The organism is Methylovorus mays (assembly GCF_020531915.1).
Taxonomy (GTDB): Bacteria; Pseudomonadota; Gammaproteobacteria; order Burkholderiales; family Methylophilaceae; genus Methylovorus; species Methylovorus mays.
This window is the reverse complement of record NZ_JAJAVG010000003.1, coordinates 287,061-307,271: the sequence shown is the minus strand read 5'-3', so window position 1 is coordinate 307,271 and position 20,211 is coordinate 287,061. Positions and strand designations below refer to the sequence as shown.

The following is a 20,211-nucleotide window of genomic DNA, read 5'->3' as shown; positions in this document are numbered from 1 at the left end:
GCATGGCTCATGAAGCAATGATCGAGCTGCCATGGCTACGCGGTTTTTTGCGAGGGTCTCCGCTGAGATGCGCAGCAAGCTCATTCAGCGCCAGGCGGTAAACCTCGCGCTTGAACTCAATCACGCTATCCATGGGCACCCAGTATTCACTCCAGCGCCAGGCATCAAACTCAGGATGTGTACTGGCACGCAGCGAAACATCCGAATCCCGGCCGACCATGCGCAGCAGGAACCATATCTGTTTCTGGCCGCGATAACTGCCGCGCCATTCACGCTTGATCCAGTTGGTGGGGACTTCATAGCGCAACCAGTCCCGGGTACGGCCCAGAATCTTGACATGCTCAGGCCGTAAGCCAACCTCTTCCATAAGCTCACGGTACATGGCTTGTTCCGGCGTTTCGCCGTGCTTGATGCCACCCTGCGGGAACTGCCAGGAGTGTTCGCGAATACGCTTGCCCCAAAAAACCTCATTGCGGGCATTGCATAATATGATGCCGACATTCGGGCGATATCCATCGCGATCTATCATGACGTACTACCTTAATAATTTAGTGTAATTTTTTCACACTTCAGCCCCGAATGAAAGCTGCATACCAACTTGCTTTCCCCGGGCAAAAGGAATCGCGCCCGCAAGCAGGGCAAATTCGGGAACTTCACCCGCCAAGCGCGCCTTGACGCTCTTTGCAAGCGGCCCGTATACTGCGTAGTCAACCATATCGGCTTTTCAAGCGTTTGATTCACATCGCAACCATCCGCAGATCCGCTTTCCATTGAAACCGTTGCTTATCATCCTTGCCGCATTCTCCGCCTGCATCGCACTGCCATGCCAGGGTGGCAGCTTTGCCTACATCAGCAATCAGGGGAATAACACCGTTTCAGTGATTGATCTTGCGTCAAATCAGGTCATTGCCAGCATGGAAGTAGGCAAGGCGCCCGTGGGTGTCGCGACTTCTGCCGCCCTGGGCCGCACCTATATCAGCAATGTCGACGGCCAGTCCATTAGCGTAATTGACAGTCAGCACTACAAAGTCCTGCAAGAGCTCCCATTGCATGGATCCCCGGTTGGCATAGCCCTGTCGCCGGACAGCAAAACGCTGTATGTCGCCGACTGGTTTGAAGACAAGGTACTGGCCCTGGATACCGCTGATCTGACACAGCAACGCGTGGTCAGCGTGGGCAAGGCGCCAGCAGGCATCATCGCCAGCCCTGACGGCAAGCAGCTTTATGTCGCCAATCGCGATAGCAATGATGTGGCCATCATTGATACCGCCAGCATGCAGATCGTCAAGCGCATTGCCGTCGGCGAGCATCCCTTTGGTCTGGGCCTGAGCCGGGACGGCAAGCAGCTTTATGCCGTCAATGTCTACAGCAACAACGTCTCCATGATTGATACGCAAACGCTCAAGGTCAGCACCATCAAGGTGGGGGAACATCCCTACTGCGTCACAGTCAGCACGGATGGCAGCCGCGCCTACGTCACTAACACACAAAGCGACAATGTATCGGTCATTGATGTGCCCCAGCAAAAAGTCATCAGCATCGTGCCCGTGGGCGGCTACCCCGAAGGCATCAGTTTTGATCATGTGAACCAGCGGGTATATGTTGCCAACTGGTTCGACAACACGGTTTCAGTGATCGACGCCAGCAACAATAAACTGGTCCAGACCATTGCCACGGACAAGCAAAGTCGGGCATTTGGCCAGTTTATTCAGGAGACGGCGCACTGAGAATGAATCCAGCCCCGGATTCGGATTTAGCAACAAGACTTTTATCAACGGAGAAAAATCGCATGAAAAAACTACTCGCCCTTATCGCTCTGGCCGTCATGCCACTGACAGCCGCTGCTCACGGCCCATCGCCACAAAAAGTTGAAAAAACCGTCACCATCAAGGCGGACCCAGCCAAGGTCTGGGCGCTGGTCAAGGACTTCGGCAACATGCAAAAATGGCACCCCGCCGTTGCCAGCACCAAGCTCGAAACCAAGGATGGTGACACCTATCGCCTGCTGACCCTCAAGGGCGGCGGCACCATCTACGAAAAACTGCGCAGCATTGACGACACCGACATGAAGCTGAAGTATGAAATCGAGGAAGGCGTATTGCCCGTTTCTGATTACAACTCCTTCATCACCGTCAAGGCAGGTCCTGGCGCTGGCGAAAGCACCGTGACCTGGGTAGGCCGCTTTTACCGCGTATACAAGCTGAACCCACCTATCCCACCAGGCCAGGATGACGAATCCGCCATCAACGCTGTGACCGGTGTGTACGATGCTGGCCTCGCCAACCTGAAGAAAGTGGCTGAAGGCAAATAATGTCCTTCGTCCATCGGTGACATTTTTTGTCACTGAAAATCAAAAAAGCGGATCTCACCATCCGCTTTTTTTTTGCCTGCGTTATGCTTGACTCATCTGATAGGCGAAGTGATCAACAAACACCCCACTTATCGACGCAACACCCCTGGCAGCGAACTGCTAGAGACTTTCCAAAATTGACTGAAAAGGTGATGACATGAAAAACGTACAGCAAGGTTTTACCTTAATCGAACTGATGATCGTGGTCGCGATCATTGGTATTTTGGCAGCGGTGGCGTTGCCTGCTTATCAAGACTACACGGTTCGCGCACGCGTAACTGAAGGCTTAGGTCTGGCCTCCGCACAAAAGCTTACTGTAGGTGAAAATATTGCAAATGCTGGCGGGCAGATTGATGCTAACGCATGCAGAGGTATCAACACGAATGTGGCTGGTAATGTAGCCAGCCTCACATGCACAGCAGGGGTATTGGTGGTTACCATGAACGCAAATGCACGCAACGTGGCTCTGACACTCACTCCTTCAATTGCGACTGCTGACTCACCAGTGGCTTGGAGATGTTCAACAGCTGCCGGCAGCTTCAACTTTGTTCCAGCAGAATGCCGCAATAGTTAACAACTATTTAGTTCAAATAAAAGCCCTTCTTGAAGGGCTTTTATTTTTTCAATTTATAGCCTGAACAACTGCATGTTCTGCAACCCTCTCAAGGCTGCATGTTCGGAGCTTTGCTCAATCTGATACATGATCTCTCCTCCCTCGCCCGGCTTCAGATGGGTGATGTAAATATGGGCTGATCGCTGCAGCTTACTCAACTCCTGAAACAATAATGACGGGCACAGGTGCTTGGATGTTTTTGCCAGCACCATCTCATCATTGCCAAATGCCGTTTCAATCAGCACATATTTCAGGTTTTCAATCCGATTCACTTGTTCCCACAAGGCATCACACGTGGTCGTGTCGCCCGTAAATACCATGCTGCTTGCCCCGCTATCCAGCCAGTAGCCAACCGCAGGAACCGTGTGATTGGCGGGTAAGGGGGTAATGCTGCGCATGCCTAGCGCGATGGCTTGACCCACCCCAACTTCGGCATAGCGCATCAAGGGGCTTGTTTCGCTGGGTACTACGCTGAAATCAGGCCAGATGATCCAGTTGAAGATGTGGGTTTTAAGCGCATGCAAGGTCTCGGGCAATGCATGTATAGTCACTGGCGTTTGGCGCAGACCAGCCACCGTATCCAGCATCAGCGGCAAACAGGCAATATGATCCAGATGCGAATGGGTGAGGAAGACATGATCTATTTTCGCCATCTGCTCAATACTGAGATCGCCCACCCCGGTGCCTGCGTCAATCAGGATATCGTCGTCCACCAGCAATGAGGTGGTGCGCAGATTACCGCCTATGCCGCCGCTACATCCCAATACTTTTACCTGCATGGCGCTCGCTCCATATAGCCCCGCTTCCGTCTTTTGTTATGATAGGTGCTTGCCCGCTGCCGGACAGACGGGCATGGCACGATGGTAGCGCGTATTCCCCGCCCAGCCTAGCAGCGCCCGGCCAACAACATTATCTGGATAACCATACATGCTCGAAAAAATCACCCTGGAACCTCAAGGACTGGCGACGGCCAGCATTATCTGGCTGCATGGCCTGGGCGCAGATGGCCATGATTTTGTGCCGATTGCCGAGGAACTGGGCTTGCCGCAGGTGCGCTATATTTTTCCGCATGCGCCGGTACGGCCTATCAGTCTCAACAATGGCTACCCCATGCGCGGCTGGTACGATATTTTTGGTCTGGGGCTGGATAGCCAGCAGGATGAAGCGGGCATACGCGCCATGCAAACCGAGATCGAAATGCTTATTCAGGCGGAAATCACGCGTGGCATCCCGGCTGAACGCATTGTGCTGGCAGGCTTTTCGCAAGGGGGCGCCATGGCGCTGCAAACAGCATTGCGCTACGCGGATCGATTGGCAGGCGTGCTCGCGCTCTCGACTTATTTACCGATCAAGCAGGCATTGGCGACTGAAAAACACGCCGCTAACCAGATGACGCCCATTTTCATGGCGCACGGCATGGACGATAGCGTGATTCTGCCTGCCACGGCCGCCATCTCGCGGGATGTATTGCGAGAGAATGGCTATGCGCTGGAGTGGCACACCTACGACATGCCACACAGCGTATGCGCCGAAGAAATTGACGATATCCGCCAGTTTTTGCAGCGCGTACTCAAATAGGGCTCATCGCTTTACGGCCAGCTATCGCGAGCATGCCGGGCCGCAGGGTGTTTAGTCGCGCACCATGACCGCTATCCGCACCCAATCGGCCTGCTGTTCCAGTACATCCCCCAGCGTAGCGCGGTAATCGGAATGCTCCAGATGCATCACCAGTTCGCCGACACCGGCTTGCGGCGGCATGGGGAGTAGCAAACTCGGTGGCCAGTTTCTGTCATCATCACGCCCCAGATAAAGGCCGGGGATGGCTTCCTCTTCCGCTGGCTGGTCTTCTGCCGTCAACTGCACGTAGGCGGGCGTATAGGAAATCACTTCCAGGCCCACATAAAGCTCGCGCCCCGGCCGCTGCTGCAGACTACGCACCACGGCCAGCACTTCCATATCCGGATTGAGCGCGAACTGCAGGGATAGCAGCGCCCCGGGCTTGACCCACAGATTCAGGTCCGCATTCACGACGGCGCCCAGGCCAAACACGCTCTCGTTCTGCACTTCCCATGAATTGGGCAGGGGCTGAAAATCATCCTGATGCAGAAAGGTGGGGCGGTAGGCTTCGTTCCTGATTTGCTGGCATACGGCAAACAGGCCGTTGACCGCTTGCGCCAGCTTGGAAACAGCGGCCCGCTCCACACGTCTGCGCTGCTCGCGCAGGTCGGACCAGGCCATGATAAGAAGATCGATGATCTGCGCAGCGCGGGCAGGCGTAGCGCCCGGCAACACAGCCAGGCTGGTGGCACCTGCGGAGAGCTGCTCGCGCATCTGCTCCAGATCGCGCAGGATCATCTCGATCACCCAGCAGCGAAAATTTTCAGTCGGGGTAAAGTTGCGCAGACGGCGAGCACCGACATCCTGCCCCAGGTCGACAAACATCGCATGCGGCCGATCGTCGCAATGCGCCGTCACCGCCACTTGCACGCTCCACTCCGATACCCAGCGATCCAGCGCTTCGATTTCCGCTTTCTGCATGCTGCTCAGATTGATGCTGTCCAGCATCAGAATATGTACATAACCTGACTGGAAAGCCGGGATATCCAGCCGCAAGCGTTCGGCCAGCAGGTAATCCGCATGCAATTCCAGCCAATACCGCTCGGGAATAGGCTGATAGCGCAGATAACACCATTTGGCGATCAGCGCCATGACCTCTAATTTTTCCAGCAGCAATTGCATGAGCTGCTGTTTGCTCTGGCGAGCCATCAAGGCCTTGATGAGGTTGGTACATGCCACGCGGGATTGCTGCAAATGCTCGCCGACAGTTCGAATAATCCGGTTTTCCAGCACGACATCCAGTTTGGGCGTCGTGGCAAAGTAGCGGGTCAGTGCCAGCAAATCCGGCCGGCAGGATTGCTGCAGATAGATCACCGCTTCAAGATCACCGAGCGGCATGGCTTTGGATAACGCCTGGTTGGCTGACTCCAGGCGAACCAGCCACTCTTCGTCCAGCGAGGTAGCATTCTTCATCATCGTTATATGCAGCCTGCGCTGCTCCCTGTTGTATTGTTATTCCCGGCCTTGCATTTAGCCCTGACAAAGATATAGCGTAAACTATATAATTCAGGCTAGAAACGCATACTCGTTATCGCCTCGCGGCCTTTCATTTTACAGATGCACGCCCCAGAACAATCAATGTCATGAGCAAAAAAATTGCCGAAGCTCCACTCACTTATGAAAGTGCCGTGAGCGAACTCGAAGCACTCGTACAGCAGATGGAGACCAACCAGCTGCCGCTGGAGCTATCCCTGGCCGCTTACAAACGTGGCGCCGAGTTGCTGAAATTCTGCCAGCAGACCTTGGCCGATGTCGATCAACAAGTGCAGATATTGAACGACACCCACCAACTCAAACCTTTTAGCGATCAACAATAATGGATTTCAACGCATGGTCGCTTGATATCCAGACCCGCATGGAGCGGGTGCTGGACGACATACTCCCTGCTGCAAATATCATACCATCGCGCCTGCATGGGGCGATGCGCTATGCCGTGCTGGGTGGCGGCAAGCGAGTTCGCGCCCTGCTCGCCCACGCAGCGGGGGAATTTTGCCAGGCGCCGATCACGGCCGTCGAACAGGCTGCAGCTGCAGTAGAGCTGATCCACGCCTATTCGCTGGTGCATGACGACATGCCCTGCATGGACGACGACGACCTGCGACGCGGCAAACCCTCCTGTCATAAACAATACGACGACGCTACCGCACTCCTGGTCGGTGATGCCCTGCAAACACTGGCCTTCAAGGTGCTGGCGGAGCCTGGCCTGCTCCCTGATGCTGCACGCCAATTGCATATGGTGCACATTCTGGCAGTGGCGAGCGGTTCGCGCGGTATGGCCGGTGGGCAGGCGATTGATCTTGCCAGCGTAGGTCTCGACCTGACACAGACCGAACTGGAGCAGATGCATATCCACAAAACCGGGGCGCTGATCCGCGCTGCCGCCCTGCTGGGCGCCGAGAGCGCTGATACGGTTGATCCTGATCGCATTAAAGCCGTCGACCACTACGCCCAGGCGATTGGTCTCGCATTCCAGGTAGTGGACGACATTCTCGATAGCGAAGCCGACACCACCACGCTCGGCAAAACCGCGGGCAAGGACGCGGACAGCAACAAGCCGACCTACGTCACCATCCTCGGGCTGGAGCGGGCAAAGCAGCTGGCGCAAGAGCTTTACGACGAAGCCCTGGCGCCATTGGCCGCTTACGGGGACTCTGCCCGGCGCCTGCAGCAACTAGCCAAATTCATTACGCAACGCAGCTTCTGATATGTATCCATTACTCGACACTATCCATTCGCCGGAACAGCTACGATTACTTGATCGCAAGCAGCTTCCCGAGCTGGCCCAGGAACTGCGCACGTTTGTGATTGATAGCGTGGCGCGCACAGGCGGCCATCTCTCGTCCAACCTTGGTGTAGTTGAGCTGACCATCGCCCTGCACTATGTATTCAACACGCCGGAAGACCGGCTGGTGTGGGATGTTGGTCACCAGACCTACCCGCACAAGATTCTGACCGGACGCCGCGATGGCATGGCCGACCTGCGCATGCCGAATGGCATCGCCGGCTTCCCGCGTCGCCATGAAAGTCCATACGATACCTTTGGCACCGGGCATTCCAGCACCTCAATCTCCGCCGCACTGGGTATGGCAATTGCTGCCCAGCAGCAGGGGTCAGAGCGCCGCGCGGTCGCCATCATCGGCGACGGTGCCATGACGGCGGGCATGGCATTCGAAGCGCTAAACAACGCAGGGGCCATGGATGCCAATCTGCTGGTGATCCTGAACGACAATGACATGTCAATTTCGCCGAATGTGGGCGCCCTGCACAACTATCTGGCCAAGCTGCTTTCCGGCCGCTTTTACGCGTCCATGCGCCGCTCGGGCGAAAAGGTGCTAGGCGTGGTGCCGCCCATGCTGGAGTTCGCCAAGCGGGCGGAAGAGCATGTCAAAGGCATGGTCACGCCTGGCACGCTGTTTGAAGAGTTCGGCTTTAACTATATCGGGCCGATTGACGGCCACGATATTGAAACCCTGATCACCACGCTGAAAAATATCCGCAAGCTCAAGGGCCCGCAATTCCTCCACATCGTCACGCAAAAAGGCCATGGCTATGCGCCTGCCGAGGATAATCCCGGCAAATACCATGGTGTGGGGAAATTTGATCCGAGCAATGGCTGCTCTGTTGCTACCAGCAGCAAAAAAACCTACACCCAGGTATTCAGCGACTGGCTGGTCGATATGGCGGAGCAAGACGAGCGCCTGATCGGTATTACCCCGGCCATGTGCGATGGATCTGGCCTCAATGCCTTTGCCGAGAAATTCCCCAAGCGCTTTTTTGATGTGGGCATTGCCGAGCAACACGCCCTCACCTTTGCCGCGGGTATGGCATGCGATGGCATGAAGCCAGTGGTCGCCATTTACTCGACATTTTTACAGCGCGCCTACGATCAACTTATTCACGACATTGCATTGCAAAACCTGCCTGTCGTGTTTGCGATTGATCGCGCTGGCCTGGTGGGCGCCGATGGCCCGACCCATGCCGGCAGTTTTGATTTGAGCTTTATGCGCTGCATCCCCAACATGCTGATCCTGGCGCCGTCGGATGAAAACGAATGCCGCCAGATGCTGTATACCGCCTATCAGCATGATGGTCCCAGCGCCGTACGCTATCCGCGCGGTGGCGGCCCAGGTGCCGTGATCGAGAAGGCCATGAAAGCCCTGCCCATCGGCAAGGGCGAAGTGCGCCGCCAGGGCAAGAAGGTTGCCATACTTGCCTTTGGCAGCATGCTGACACCGGCGCTGGCAGCCGGAGAAAAGCTGGATGCCACCGTGGTCAACATGCGCTTCGTCAAGCCGCTGGATGTGGCCCTGATTGCAGAACTCGCCGCCAGCCATAGCCTGCTGGTGACGGTAGAGGAAAACACATTGCTCGGTGGGGCAGGTGCCGCGGTAATGGAAGCATTGCAGCAGATCAATCCGCATATCGCCACACTTGGCCTGGGTCTGCCGGATACCTTTATCGATCATGGCGTGCATGAAACCATGCTGGCAGAATGCGGTCTCAATGCGGAAGGCATCATTGCCTCAATTGAGAAAAAATTAACCTAGTAGTATACTCAACTATTACACCGCACTCTCTTTACGATATTGGAACACCCCATGAACCAGCCAGTTACACCAGCCATTGAAGATGTCCAGAATACGCCGGATACGCGACATCTCGCCATCGACAAGGTGGGGATCAAATCCATACGCCATCCGGTAAAGGTCAAGGACAAAACTGGCGGTGTGCAGCATACGGTCGCGATGTTCGACATGTATGTACATCTGCCACACAACTTCAAGGGCACCCACATGTCGCGTTTTGTTGAGATTCTCAACATGAATGAGCGCGAGATTTCGGTGGAGTCCTTCGAGACCATTCTGCGTGCGATGGTGGAGCGTCTGGAAGCGGAGTCCGGCTATGTCGAGATGACCTTCCCATACTTCATCAACAAGGCTGCGCCGATTTCCGGCGTGCAAAGCCTGCTGGATTATGAAGTCACTTTCATTGGTGAAATCAACAAGGGCAAATTTGATATCACGGTCAAAGTCATGGTGCCGGTCACCAGCCTGTGCCCATGCTCCAAGAAGATTTCAAACTATGGCGCGCACAATCAGCGTTCGCATGTCACCATCACCGCGCTGATCAATGACTTCATCTGGGTGGAAGACCTGATCCGCATCGTGGAAACACAAGCCTCTTCCGAGTTGTTTGGTCTGCTGAAGCGTCCAGATGAAAAATACGTCACCGAACACGCGTATGACAATCCGAAATTTGTGGAAGACATGGTGCGCGATGTAGCGGCTCAACTGAATGTGGAAAAGCGCATCGTGAAATACGTGGTGGAATCCGAGAATTTTGAGTCCATTCACAATCACTCAGCTTATGCCTTGATTGAGCGGGATAAACGCGTCCAGGCTTAAACTCTGGCAAAGCCTGCAGGCAGCTAAAAAAAAGCGCATCTCATCAGATGCGCTTTTTTGTTGCCGAAACCCAGCGAAAATCAGGGATCAGTATTTTTTGGTCAGCGTCATGGTGATACCGTCGCGCCGCATTTCCATGCGGTTAAGCGCACTCATGCCCAGCAGTACCATCGCGGGCGAACCACCCTCCAGTACCACGCAATCGACCTGGTTCAGGATCACGTTTCCGAGTTTCAGCGTATTGATCACCACGCGGTACCCCACCTCTTCCCCCGACGCAGTATGGATGGGAATGCGAATTCCCTTTTTGTAATCAATGCCGGCATAGACCGCATCGCCACTGTTCATGGCGATCAAGGTAGCCCCGGTATCGACCAGGAATCTGAGTTCACGACCATTTACCAAGCCATCGGTGACAAAGTGCCCAGCGCCATCGGCGTATAGGGTCACACTACCAGGGCCGGTGGCCTGATTACCTGCCACCGTTGCCGCTTGTCCCATCCCGAACTCGCGCTGCTTGCCTTCCACCTCGAGCACCGCGCGACTGGTATCGGCCGCCACCAACTTCACGCCTTCACGGGAGACCTGCCCCACGGAGAGGGTTTGCGGTTTACCCTTGTTGATAATGAGCATGGCCTTGTTGTTAAACAGCGCCACCACATTGATATCGGTATCCGCATGCACGGCAAACGGCCACAGGCAGAGCAAAGCGAGAGTGAATAGCCGCGACATGCGGGTCTCCTTCAGAGAGGACTCAGTGGTTTTTCTTGGGCATCAGCCAGGCAAATAACAGGCAGCCCAGCATAGCGCAACTGGCAGAGAGGGTAAATGTCCAGCTGGGGCCCAGCGTATCCCAGGCATAACCACTGGCAATCGCGCCTGCCGTGCCACCCATGCCATAAGAAACGCTGGTATACAGCCCCTGCCCCTTGGACTGATGACGGCCCTTGAAGTATTGATGGGTCAGCGCCACCGCGGCGGCGTGATAAGAGCCGAAGGTGGCCGCATGCAGGGTCTGCGCCAGCAAAATCAGCAGCCAGTTATCCACCGCCCAGCCAATCACGCTGAATCGTACAAAGGCCAGAACCAGGCTGCCCATCATGATGCGGCGCAAACCGAACCTGGCGGTCAGCCGCGGCATGCCAAGAAAAATCAGGATCTCGCACACCACACCCAGCCCCCATAACCAGCCGACATGGGTGGCGCTGTAACCGTGGGCCACGAGATAGATCGAGTAAAAGGTGTAATACACGCCATGTGCCGCCGACATGGTAAAACAGGCGACCATGAGCGCGACCACTTCACGCCGGCGAATAATCGCCCATAGTGACCCGGCATCATCATGATGACGCAGTACAGCGGGATCGTTCAGCTTGAGCGAGAATAGAAACACCCCGACCAGCAAGCCCAGTACCACCCACAACAGCGCCCGGATATCGCTGAAATCCAGCAGATAGCCAAGGCCAATGACGGCGGCGATAAACCCGATCGACCCCCACAGGCGGATGCGGCCATAGCGATCAAACTTATCTCCCAGATGCCCCAGCGTCACTGCCTCAATGAGTGGCAAGGAAGCACTCCAGAAAAAACTCAAGGCCAGCATCACCGCAAACAGCCAGGCAAATGAGGTTCCGAAAAAGACACCGGCATATGCCAGCAGGCTCAAGCCCGCCAACCACTGGATAATACGGACGCGATGCCCAAGATGATCGGCCAGCCAGCCCCACAAACTGGGCGAGAATATACGCGCCACCTGAAACAGCGACATGAGAATCGCAATCTGGAAGGCGCTGAAGGCGAGAGATTTTAGATAAAGGCTCCAGAACGGCGTAAATGCACCGACGAAGCCAAAATAGGCAAGATAGAAACCCGACAGACGCCAGTAGAGGGACTTGTGCATACCAGGGCGTCTGCGGATTTATTCAGAGAGAAATCAGATATGTGGCGTGGGGGTCACAACATCGCCGCATTGCGCACGATGACGCAAGGCGTGATCAATGAGCACCAGCGCCATCATGGCCTCGGCAATGGGCGTCGCACGCACGCCGACACAGGGGTCATGGCGACCAGTCGTCTGCATGGTGAGTTCTTCGCCTTGCTTGTCGATGGAACGGCGCTCTTGTGGAATGCTGGACGTTGGCTTGAGCGCGAGGTGGACTTCAATATCCTGTCCACTCGAAATACCGCCGAGTATGCCGCCGGCATGATTGGTAGCAAAGCCATGCGCCGTCAGCTCGTCGCTATGTTCAGAGCCACGCTGTGCCACGCTGGCAAACCCTGCGCCGACCTCAACGCCCTTGACGGCATTGATGCTCATCATGGCATACGCCAGCTCGGCATCCAGCCGGTCGTAGACCGGCTCGCCCCAGCCTACCGGCACACCACGCGCCACCACGGAAATGCGGGCGCCTACCGAGTCACGCTCGGCGCGAATCTTGTCCAGATAAGCCTCAAGCTCAGGCAAGATGGTGCGATTGGGCGCAAAGAAAGGATTTTCTGCCACGGCATCAAAGGTTTCGAAGGGAATGGTCAGCTCACCCAGCTGGCTCATATAGCCCTGGATGGTGACGCCATAACGCTCTTTCAACCACTTCTTGGCAATGGCGCCTGCCGCCACGCGCACCGCCGTTTCGCGGGCACTGGAGCGACCACCACCACGGTAGTCGCGGATGCCGTATTTTTGCCAATAGGTGTAATCGGCATGGCCGGGGCGGAATGTCTCGGCGATCTTGCCGTAATCCTGGCTGCGCTGATCCTGATTGCGAATAATGAAGCCTATCGGCGCGCCGGTGGTTTTCCCTTCAAACACGCCTGAGAGGATTTCAACCGTGTCCGGCTCCTTGCGCTGCGTGACATGGCGCGAGGTGCCCGGTTTGCGTCTGTCCAGCTCCACTTGCAGATCCGCCTCGCTGAGCGCCATGCCCGGCGGACACCCGTCTACCACACCGCCAATGGCGGGGCCGTGCGACTCACCGAAGGAGGTAAGTGTAAAAAGTGTGCCTAGTGTATTGCCGGACATGAGATTCTCTTGCGTATAAGCCTGAAAAGGCTGAAGTTTACCATAAGCGCCAGACTGGCACGCCGCGCCTCAAGCCTTGAGGCCGCGAATCCAGTGCGTGTAGGCGCGCTCTGCCGTTTGCTGCAGCACCGCCACATTTGCACTCAGCGCCGCCGTGATATCGGCGACTTGCTGCACACCGGGGCTGGCCGCAGCGGCCTGGATTTCATCCGCCCCGACACGGCACCAGTCCAGCACCATTTGCTCGGTCATTTCAATATGACATTGCAAGGCCAGATGCTTGCCGATGGCATAGGCCTGATTTTCGCAATAGGGGCTGACCAGCAAGGGCGTGGCCGCTGGTGGCGGCGCAAAGGTTTCGCCATGCCAGTGGAATGCCAGAAAATGGGCTTGATCACCAAACCAGGCCTTTGCTTCCGGCGCTGCCGTCGGTGACACCTCACCCCAGCCGATTTCCTTGATCCGGTTCAGCGTCACCTGGCCGCCAAGAGCCTGACTGATCAACTGCCCACCCAGGCAGTGTCCAAGCAGAGGAATATCCAGTGCATAAGCCTCCCGGATAAGGCCAAGCACAGGGGCAATCCATGGCAGATCATCATGCACACTCATGGGACCACCCATCAAGACCACACCGCTGTAGTCGGCAATGGATGCCGGTACGCGTTCTCCTTGATCAATTTTCAGCAACTGCCAGGGAATCTGATGCGCATCCAGAAACTGCGCCAGAAATCCAGGGCCTTCAACCGCAGCGTGACGAAAAATGATGACGGGCTTCATGCGTAATCCTCATAAATAGCGGGTTAATTAAAAAACGAAATTCATCAGGGCGTAGTTTCCATGGTTTTGGACTGACACGAAACCATCAGGTCTCCAGTATTTCAAACTCGCCAGGTTGCAATCCGCCCAAAGTGTGCGAGCCTATCGCATAGCGTATCAATCTTAATGTAGGAAAGCCGATCTTGGCCGTCATGCGCCTGACCTGACGGTTCTTACCCTCACTGATGCGGATTTCCAGCCAGGTGGTGGGAATGGCTTTGCGCTCGCGGATGGGCGGAACCCGTGCCCATAGATGGGCAGGCTCGGCCATAACCTTCACCTGTGCAGGCTGAGTGACAAAATCGCCCAAGTCGACACCTCGACGTAGCGGCGATAGTGCTTCATCGTCCGGCGCTCCTTCCACCTGAGCCCAATATATCTTGATTTCTTTATGCTTGGGATGCGCAATCCTGTGTTGCAAGCGGCCGTCATCGGTTAAAATGAGCAAACCTTCGCTGTCCGTATCTAGTCTCCCCGCTGCATATACATCCGGCATCGCGATGTAATCCTTGAGCGTGGGATGATTTTCATGCGCGCTGAACTGGCAAACTACGCCAAAAGGCTTGTTGAACAGAATAAGCATTTAATTTCTAGGGATCTACTCAATGTCTACAAAAATCGTTGTGCCTGGCTTTGGCGAAAAAATCACCGTAAACGCAGATAACTCTCTCAACGTTCCCGATCAGCCGATTATCCCATTTATTGAGGGCGATGGCATTGGCATCGATATTACGCCCCCTATGATCAAGGTGGTCGATGCAGCAGTGAACAAGGCCTATGCCGGCAAACGCCAGATTGCCTGGATGGAGGTCTACGCAGGTGAAAAAGCGACCAAGGTGTACGGGGAAAACACCTGGCTGCCTGAAGAAACCATGAAGGCCGTGCGTGACTATGTAATCTCGATCAAGGGCCCGCTGACGACCCCGGTCGGTGGCGGCATCCGCTCACTGAATGTGACCTTGCGTCAAGAACTCGATCTGTATGTATGTCTGCGCCCGGTACAGTATTTCACCGGTGTTCCCAGCCCGGTCAAGCATCCGGAAAAAACCGACATGGTAATTTTCCGTGAAAATACCGAAGATATTTATGCCGGCATCGAGTGGGCGGCAGGAACCGATGAAGTCAAGAAAGTCATCGACTTCCTTTCCGACATGGGTGTGCGCAAGAAAATCCGCTTCCCCGAAACCTCATCCATCGGCATCAAGCCAGTATCGGTGGATGGCAGCAAGCGTCTGGTACGCAAGGCTATTCAATATGCGATCGACAACAACCGCAAATCCGTGACCATTGCCCACAAAGGCAACATCATGAAATTCACTGAAGGTGGTTTCAAGACCTGGGGTTATGAAGTCGCCAAGGAAGAATTTGGTGCGGTGGAGATTGACGGTGGACCATGGTGCAAGCTGCCAAATGGCATCATCATCAAGGATTGCATCGCCGATGCTTTCCTGCAGGAAATTCTGCTGCATCCGCAGGATTATGACGTGGTGGCCACCCTGAACCTGAATGGCGACTACATGTCCGACGCGCTAGCCGCGCAAGTTGGCGGGATTGGCATTGCGCCAGGCGCCAATCTGTCTGACACCGTAGCCATGTTTGAGGCAACCCACGGCACCGCCCCCAAAATCGCTGGCAAGGATATCGCCAACCCAAGCTCACTCATCCTCTCCGCTGAGATGATGTTGCGCCATATGGGCTGGACAGAAGCTGCCGATCTGGTCCTGAAAGGCGTTGGTCAAGCCATTAGCGCCAAACGTGTTACCCATGACTTCTCCTCGCAAATGGAAAGCGCCACGCAGGTTGGCAGCGCTCAATTTGGCGACGAAATCATCAACAACATGTAATCAGCAATCTATGTTAGCCACGCCATTCGGGTGACTAACATAGGCAAAGCTCACTACAAATGAAAACGGCCCGCGTGACGGGCCGTTTTCATGAAGACTGGTTAGCTTAAAAAGCTTAGGCCTTCTGGATGTTGGAAGCCTGTTTGCCTTTAGGGCCTTCGGTAACGTCAAAGCTTACGCGCTGACCTTCCTTAAGACTTTTGTAGCCAGACTCTACAATTGCGGAGAAGTGTGCGAACAAATCGTCGCCACCATCGTCCGGGGTAATGAAACCAAAACCTTTGGAGTCATTAAACCACTTTACGGTACCTGTTGCCATTTCATACTTCCTTGCAAAAACATTAAGAGGAGGCGTCCTCAAAAGTTTGTACTTCAAGACTTTAAGTCGGTAGTGCCGGCTACTATGACCTCGAATCCAAACGCCTGAACGCGTTTTTACGTGTGTTGAATCAAGAAGTCAAGGTTTTTTTAGCGTTTTTTGCATTTTATTTGAACTTTTTAAAACATCGGCAATACAATGCTGCTAAGTACCTAATTAAAAAACGCTATTTACCCGCCTTGATGCAGCATGCAGCCAGTATTCACTTGATTCATTAAGTGCAATTGCTATTTATCTGTATTGAAATGCAAAATTTGTCACCCGCATATGTCACTTACTTTACAAAAAAAAGCTGACCGTGCATTATTAAATGTCGTGAAAACTCCTAATACAAGCACAGCAAGGTCGGTTATTTGAATGGCAGCCACCACCCTCCCCAGTAAGTTAGGCGGGCTTGCACGCATGCTGGTGCAGGAGAATCTACTATCCGAAGAGGACGCTGCCAGCGTGCAAGCGGTTGCTAGCGCCCAGCGAGTGCCATTTGTAAGTCAGCTGGTGCAGAGCAAGAAACTTCCTGCGCTCAAAATTGCCGAGACGGCGGCCAATGCTTTTGGCTTCCCTTTGTTTGATCTTGATGCCTTAAATCCTGACTACATCCCTGCAAAAACCATCGATGCCAAGCTGATGGCGAGTAGCCGCGTCATGGCATTGCAAAGTCGTGGCAACTCCCTGTTTGTGGCCTTGTCAGACCCCACCAACCTGCATGCTCTGGATGATGTGCAATTCCAGGTAGGTATGGCGCTATCCCCTGTGGTGGTGGAAGAGGACAAGCTGAGCAAGTGGATTGCCAGACTGGTTGAGGCTAGTGATACCAGCATGCAATCGCTCAACATGAGCGATGATTTCAGTCTGGACATGGAGTCCGGCAACGAACCACTGGAACCAGAAGTCAGCAGTGCAGAGATTGACGATGCCCCGGTAGTGAAATACATCCAGAAAATCCTGCTGGATGCGATCAACATGGGGGCATCCGACCTTCATTTCGAGCCGTATGAAAAGTACTACCGCATACGCTACCGTGTGGATGGCGTGTTGCAGGAAATTGCCCAGCCACCACTGGCCATCAAGGAAAAGATGGCATCCCGTATCAAGGTGATCTCCAATCTGGACATCTCGGAAAAGCGTGTCCCACAGGATGGTCGCATGAAGCTGGTGCTGTCCAAAACCCGGACTATCGATTTCCGTGTCAGCACTCTGCCCATGATCAATGGCGAGAAAATCGTCATGCGGATTCTGGACCCCAGCAGCGCAACGCTGGGCATTGAAGCACTGGGTTATGAGCCAGACCAGAAAGAGGCGCTGCTCAGTGCCGTCAGCCGCCCATACGGATTAGTGCTGGTCACCGGGCCAACTGGCTCCGGTAAAACCGTGTCGCTTTACACCTGCCTCAACATTCTCAATAGCCCAGGCGTCAACATTTCCACTGCAGAAGACCCTGCTGAAATCCCCTTGCCTGGCATCAACCAGGTCAATGTCAATGACAAGCAGGGCTTGACCTTTGCCGCCGCATTGAAAGCGTTTTTACGGCAGGATCCCGATATCATCATGATCGGTGAAATTCGCGATCTGGAAACCGCCGACATGGCGATCAAGGCCGCCTCAACAGGCCACATGGTGCTGTCCACCCTGCACACCAATGATGCGCCATCGACGCTGACCCGCCTGATGAATATGGGCGTAGCGCCTTTCAACATTGCTTCGGCTGTTTCGCTGATTACGGCGCAGCGCTTGGCCCGACGCTTGTGCCCGCATTGCAGGGAGCCACTGGATCTGCCAAAAGAAGCGCTGCTCAGCGTGGGATTCACCGAGGCTGATCTGGATGGAAGCTGGCAACTGTATGGGCCCCGCGAGGGTGGCTGCGAAATGTGCAATGGCGGCTACAAAGGCCGGGTGGGCATTTACCAGGTCATGCCTGTCTCGGATGAAATGAGCCGCATCATCATGAAAAACGGCACAGCCCATGACATTGCTGACCAGGCCAAGCGCGAAGGCGTGCGCGACCTTCGCCAGTCAGGCCTCATGAAAGTCAAACAGGGCCTCACCTCCATCGCAGAGGTAGAGGCAGTGACCAATGAATAATCCGCCAACCACCGCATCACTCAGGGATAATTATGGCCGCACAAGCTAGCAAGGAAGTGATCTACGCCTGGGAAGGCACGGACAAAAAAGGCAAAAAAATCAAAGGCGAAGTCAAGGCCAGCGGTGAAGCGTTTGTGAATGCCACCTTGCGTCGCCAGGGCATTACCGTTACCAAGATCAAAAAACAGAGCAGCCTGAAATCTGGCGGCAAGGTGAAGGAAAAGGATGTCACCCTGTTTACGCGCCAACTGGCCACCATGATGAAAGCCGGGGTTCCTCTACTGCAAGCTTTCGAAATTGTTGGCAAAGGCCATAACAATCCCGCCGTTTCCAAACTGCTCGGTGACATCAAATCGGATGTGGAAACTGGTAGCAGCCTGAGTCAGGCGTTCCGCAAATACCCACTGTACTTCGATGCCTTGTACTGCAACCTCGTAGGGGCTGGTGAACAAGCCGGTATCCTGGACTCACTGCTTGATCGGCTGGCGACCTACAAAGAAAAAATTCTCGCGATTAAAAGCAAGATCAAGTCGGCGCTGTTTTACCCCGTGTCGATTATTGTTGTCGCCTTTATCATCACCGCCGTCATCATGATTTTCGTGATCCCGGCATTCAAGGAGCTATTCAGCAGCTTTGGCGCGGACCTGCCAGCCCCGACCCTCGTCGTCATGGCCATTTCAGACTTTTTCGTCGAATACTGGTGGGCCATTTTCGGTGCGATTGGCGGCGGCGTCTGGTTTTTCTTCTATTCATGGAAGCGCTCGATCAAGATGCAGGCGACCATGGATCGGCTTATCCTCAAAATCCCGGTGTTTGGTGAGCTGATACGCAAGGCCACGATTGCCAGGTTTGCCCGCACACTTTCCACCATGTTCGCCGCTGGCGTGCCGCTGGTTGAGGCTCTGGATTCCGTTGCCGGAGCATCGGGCAATCGCGTTTACTATGAAGCAACCAAGCAGATTCAAAGCGAGATCAGCACTGGTACCAGTCTTACCGTGGCCATGCAGAATGTAGAAGTATTCCCCAACATGGTTTTGCAGATGGTCGCCATTGGTGAAGAATCTGGCGCGCTGGACTCCATGCTGTCCAAAGTCGCGGATTTCTACGAAGCCGAAGTCGATGATGCCGTAGAAGCCTTATCCAGCCTGATGGAACCTATTATCATGGTCGTACTGGGCACACTGATCGGCGGGCTGGTGATCGCCATGTACCTGCCTATCTTCAAGATGGGACAAGTGGTGTAATACAGAAGCCAAAGAATGCTGGGAAATCAGTTAAGGTGGGTTCCTAGTGAATCAGCCACAAAAAAAAGAGGCGGTCTCCCGCCTCTTTTTTTTATTGCTCCCCAAACGTCAGCCGGCTGTTATTTCTTGGCTGGGGTGCTACTCATGGCTTTTTCAATATCCTTGGCAGGGTAGGCGCCCAGCATGCGTTTGCCATCTGCAAAAATCAGCGTTGGCGTGCTCACCACCCCCAGTTTGCGACCGAGCTCGGCGGATTTATCAATCGCGGAGGTGTCACAATTTCCGGCTTTGGCCAGTTGCCCATTCAGCACCCAATCCTGCCAGGCCTTGGCACGGTCAGCTGCGCACCAGATGGCCTTGGACTTATTCACGGCATCCGGATGCAATTGCTCCAGCGGATAGAGGAAGGTGTAGATGGTGACATCGTTGATATTCACCAACTCTTTTTGCTCAAGCCGTTTGCAATAAGGGCAGTCGGGGTCAGAAAACACGACCAGCTTGCGGCTGCCATTGCCCTTAACCACCTTGATGGCCTGGTCCAGCGGCAAGGAAGAGAAATCCACCTTGGTCAGCTCATCCAGACGCTCACCGGTCACATCGCGCTTGGTCTTGGGTTCAATAAGGCGGCCATCAGCAATCAGAAAACTGAACTTATCATCGGTGTAAATGATCTGGCCGTCCAGAAACACTTCGTACAGCCCGGCATAAGTGGTTTTGGTAATGCTTTCAACCCGCACTTTGGGATACGTGGCTTCAATCGCCTTGCGCAGGCTGGCTTCATCGGCGTGGACATTCAGACTGAACGCCGCGACCAGCATCATTCCCATCAACTTCTTAATCATGAA

The 20,211-nt window shown here is 54.6% G+C and carries 22 protein-coding genes; 11 read left to right on the top strand and 11 right to left on the bottom strand.

The genetic code is table 11. From position 1 onward, the window contains the following. Positions 1-7 precede the first annotated feature (7 nt). Both LG203_RS02070 and LG203_RS02065 read right to left on the bottom strand, forming a co-directional pair. Positions 8-529, bottom strand: a complete 522-nt coding sequence (locus LG203_RS02070; RefSeq protein ID WP_230336065.1) for an RNA pyrophosphohydrolase — start codon at positions 527-529, stop codon at positions 8-10. Between the two features lie 33 nt (positions 530-562). After that, positions 563-715 carry a hypothetical protein gene (locus tag LG203_RS02065; protein ID WP_230344277.1) on the bottom strand — a complete coding sequence of 51 codons (153 nt, stop codon included), beginning with the start codon at positions 713-715 and terminating at the stop codon, positions 563-565. Between the two features lie 64 nt (positions 716-779). Between LG203_RS02065 and LG203_RS02060 the strand changes: the two genes are divergently transcribed. The 3 genes from LG203_RS02060 to LG203_RS02045 all read left to right on the top strand — a co-directional run bounded on the left by LG203_RS02060 (position 780) and on the right by LG203_RS02045 (position 2,924). Next, on the top strand, positions 780-1,727 hold the full coding sequence (locus tag LG203_RS02060) for a YVTN family beta-propeller repeat protein (protein WP_230344276.1): 948 nt from the start codon (positions 780-782) through the stop codon (positions 1,725-1,727). Between the two features lie 62 nt (positions 1,728-1,789). Beyond that, positions 1,790-2,311: an SRPBCC family protein gene (locus tag LG203_RS02055; RefSeq protein WP_230344275.1), complete on the top strand. Its 522-nt coding sequence runs from the start codon at positions 1,790-1,792 to the stop codon at positions 2,309-2,311. A 196-nt stretch (positions 2,312-2,507) separates the two neighbouring features. Further along, a complete protein-coding gene (locus LG203_RS02045) occupies positions 2,508-2,924 on the top strand; it encodes a pilin (protein WP_328486326.1) in 417 nt (138 codons plus the stop codon). 53 nt (positions 2,925-2,977) lie between these two features. Here LG203_RS02045 and LG203_RS02040 read toward each other — a convergent pair whose 3' ends face one another. Continuing rightward, a complete protein-coding gene (locus LG203_RS02040; RefSeq protein WP_230344274.1) occupies positions 2,978-3,742 on the bottom strand; it encodes a 3',5'-cyclic-nucleotide phosphodiesterase in 765 nt (254 codons plus the stop codon). A gap of 148 nt (positions 3,743-3,890) precedes the next feature. On the opposite strand from LG203_RS02040, the gene LG203_RS02035 reads away from it, so the two are divergent. Next, positions 3,891-4,541, top strand: a complete 651-nt coding sequence (locus LG203_RS02035) for an alpha/beta hydrolase (RefSeq protein ID WP_230344273.1) — start codon at positions 3,891-3,893, stop codon at positions 4,539-4,541. A 51-nt stretch (positions 4,542-4,592) separates the two neighbouring features. Here the strand turns inward: LG203_RS02035 and LG203_RS02030 are convergent, their stop codons facing one another. Then, positions 4,593-5,996, bottom strand: a complete 1,404-nt coding sequence (locus tag LG203_RS02030) for a hypothetical protein (protein WP_230344272.1) — start codon at positions 5,994-5,996, stop codon at positions 4,593-4,595. Between the two features lie 167 nt (positions 5,997-6,163). On the opposite strand from LG203_RS02030, the gene LG203_RS02025 reads away from it, so the two are divergent. The 4 genes from LG203_RS02025 to folE2 are packed head-to-tail and all read left to right on the top strand — an operon-like array spanning position 6,164 to position 9,985. Further along, a complete protein-coding gene (locus LG203_RS02025; RefSeq protein ID WP_230344271.1) occupies positions 6,164-6,397 on the top strand; it encodes an exodeoxyribonuclease VII small subunit in 234 nt (77 codons plus the stop codon). After that, positions 6,397-7,284, top strand: coding sequence for a polyprenyl synthetase family protein (locus tag LG203_RS02020; protein WP_230344270.1), 888 nt, complete (start codon positions 6,397-6,399; stop codon positions 7,282-7,284). The genes LG203_RS02025 and LG203_RS02020 overlap by 1 nt, the downstream gene beginning before the upstream one ends. 1 nt (position 7,285) lies before the next feature. Next, a complete protein-coding gene (dxs, locus tag LG203_RS02015) occupies positions 7,286-9,127 on the top strand; it encodes a 1-deoxy-D-xylulose-5-phosphate synthase (RefSeq protein WP_230344269.1) in 1,842 nt (613 codons plus the stop codon). Positions 9,128-9,178: 51 nt separating this feature from the next. Beyond that, positions 9,179-9,985, top strand: a complete 807-nt coding sequence (gene folE2 / locus LG203_RS02010) for a GTP cyclohydrolase FolE2 (protein WP_230344268.1) — start codon at positions 9,179-9,181, stop codon at positions 9,983-9,985. An 87-nt stretch (positions 9,986-10,072) separates the two neighbouring features. Here the strand turns inward: folE2 and LG203_RS02005 are convergent, their stop codons facing one another. The 5 genes from LG203_RS02005 to LG203_RS01985 form a co-directional block, all read right to left on the bottom strand. Beyond that, positions 10,073-10,717 carry a retropepsin-like aspartic protease family protein gene (locus tag LG203_RS02005; protein WP_230344267.1) on the bottom strand — a complete coding sequence of 215 codons (645 nt, stop codon included), beginning with the start codon at positions 10,715-10,717 and terminating at the stop codon, positions 10,073-10,075. A gap of 22 nt (positions 10,718-10,739) precedes the next feature. Further along, positions 10,740-11,885, bottom strand: coding sequence for an MFS transporter (locus tag LG203_RS02000; RefSeq protein ID WP_230344266.1), 1,146 nt, complete (start codon positions 11,883-11,885; stop codon positions 10,740-10,742). Between the two features lie 33 nt (positions 11,886-11,918). Next, positions 11,919-13,004: a chorismate synthase gene (gene aroC, locus LG203_RS01995; RefSeq protein ID WP_015829467.1), complete on the bottom strand. Its 1,086-nt coding sequence runs from the start codon at positions 13,002-13,004 to the stop codon at positions 11,919-11,921. Between the two features lie 69 nt (positions 13,005-13,073). Continuing rightward, on the bottom strand, positions 13,074-13,781 hold the full coding sequence (locus LG203_RS01990; RefSeq protein ID WP_230344265.1) for a type 1 glutamine amidotransferase: 708 nt from the start codon (positions 13,779-13,781) through the stop codon (positions 13,074-13,076). 85 nt (positions 13,782-13,866) lie between these two features. Then, on the bottom strand, positions 13,867-14,403 hold the full coding sequence (locus tag LG203_RS01985) for a pseudouridine synthase (RefSeq protein ID WP_230344264.1): 537 nt from the start codon (positions 14,401-14,403) through the stop codon (positions 13,867-13,869). 22 nt (positions 14,404-14,425) lie between these two features. On the opposite strand from LG203_RS01985, the gene icd reads away from it, so the two are divergent. After that, entirely contained in the window at positions 14,426-15,664 is a 1,239-nt protein-coding gene (icd, locus tag LG203_RS01980) for an NADP-dependent isocitrate dehydrogenase (protein WP_230344263.1), read from the top strand. Between the two features lie 115 nt (positions 15,665-15,779). Here the strand turns inward: icd and LG203_RS01975 are convergent, their stop codons facing one another. After that, positions 15,780-15,983 carry a cold-shock protein gene (locus LG203_RS01975; RefSeq protein WP_013441419.1) on the bottom strand — a complete coding sequence of 68 codons (204 nt, stop codon included), beginning with the start codon at positions 15,981-15,983 and terminating at the stop codon, positions 15,780-15,782. 417 nt (positions 15,984-16,400) lie between these two features. Here LG203_RS01975 and pilB point away from each other — a divergent pair, with 417 nt between their 5' ends. Together pilB and LG203_RS01965 are read left to right on the top strand one after the other, a co-directional pair. Beyond that, positions 16,401-18,122, top strand: a complete 1,722-nt coding sequence (pilB, locus tag LG203_RS01970; RefSeq protein WP_230344262.1) for a type IV-A pilus assembly ATPase PilB — start codon at positions 16,401-16,403, stop codon at positions 18,120-18,122. A 32-nt stretch (positions 18,123-18,154) separates the two neighbouring features. Next, positions 18,155-19,366, top strand: a complete 1,212-nt coding sequence (locus LG203_RS01965) for a type II secretion system F family protein (protein WP_230344261.1) — start codon at positions 18,155-18,157, stop codon at positions 19,364-19,366. Positions 19,367-19,485: 119 nt separating this feature from the next. On the opposite strand, the gene LG203_RS01960 is transcribed toward LG203_RS01965, so the two are convergent. Continuing rightward, a complete protein-coding gene (locus LG203_RS01960) occupies positions 19,486-20,208 on the bottom strand; it encodes a DsbC family protein (RefSeq protein WP_230344260.1) in 723 nt (240 codons plus the stop codon). Positions 20,209-20,211 lie beyond the last annotated feature (3 nt).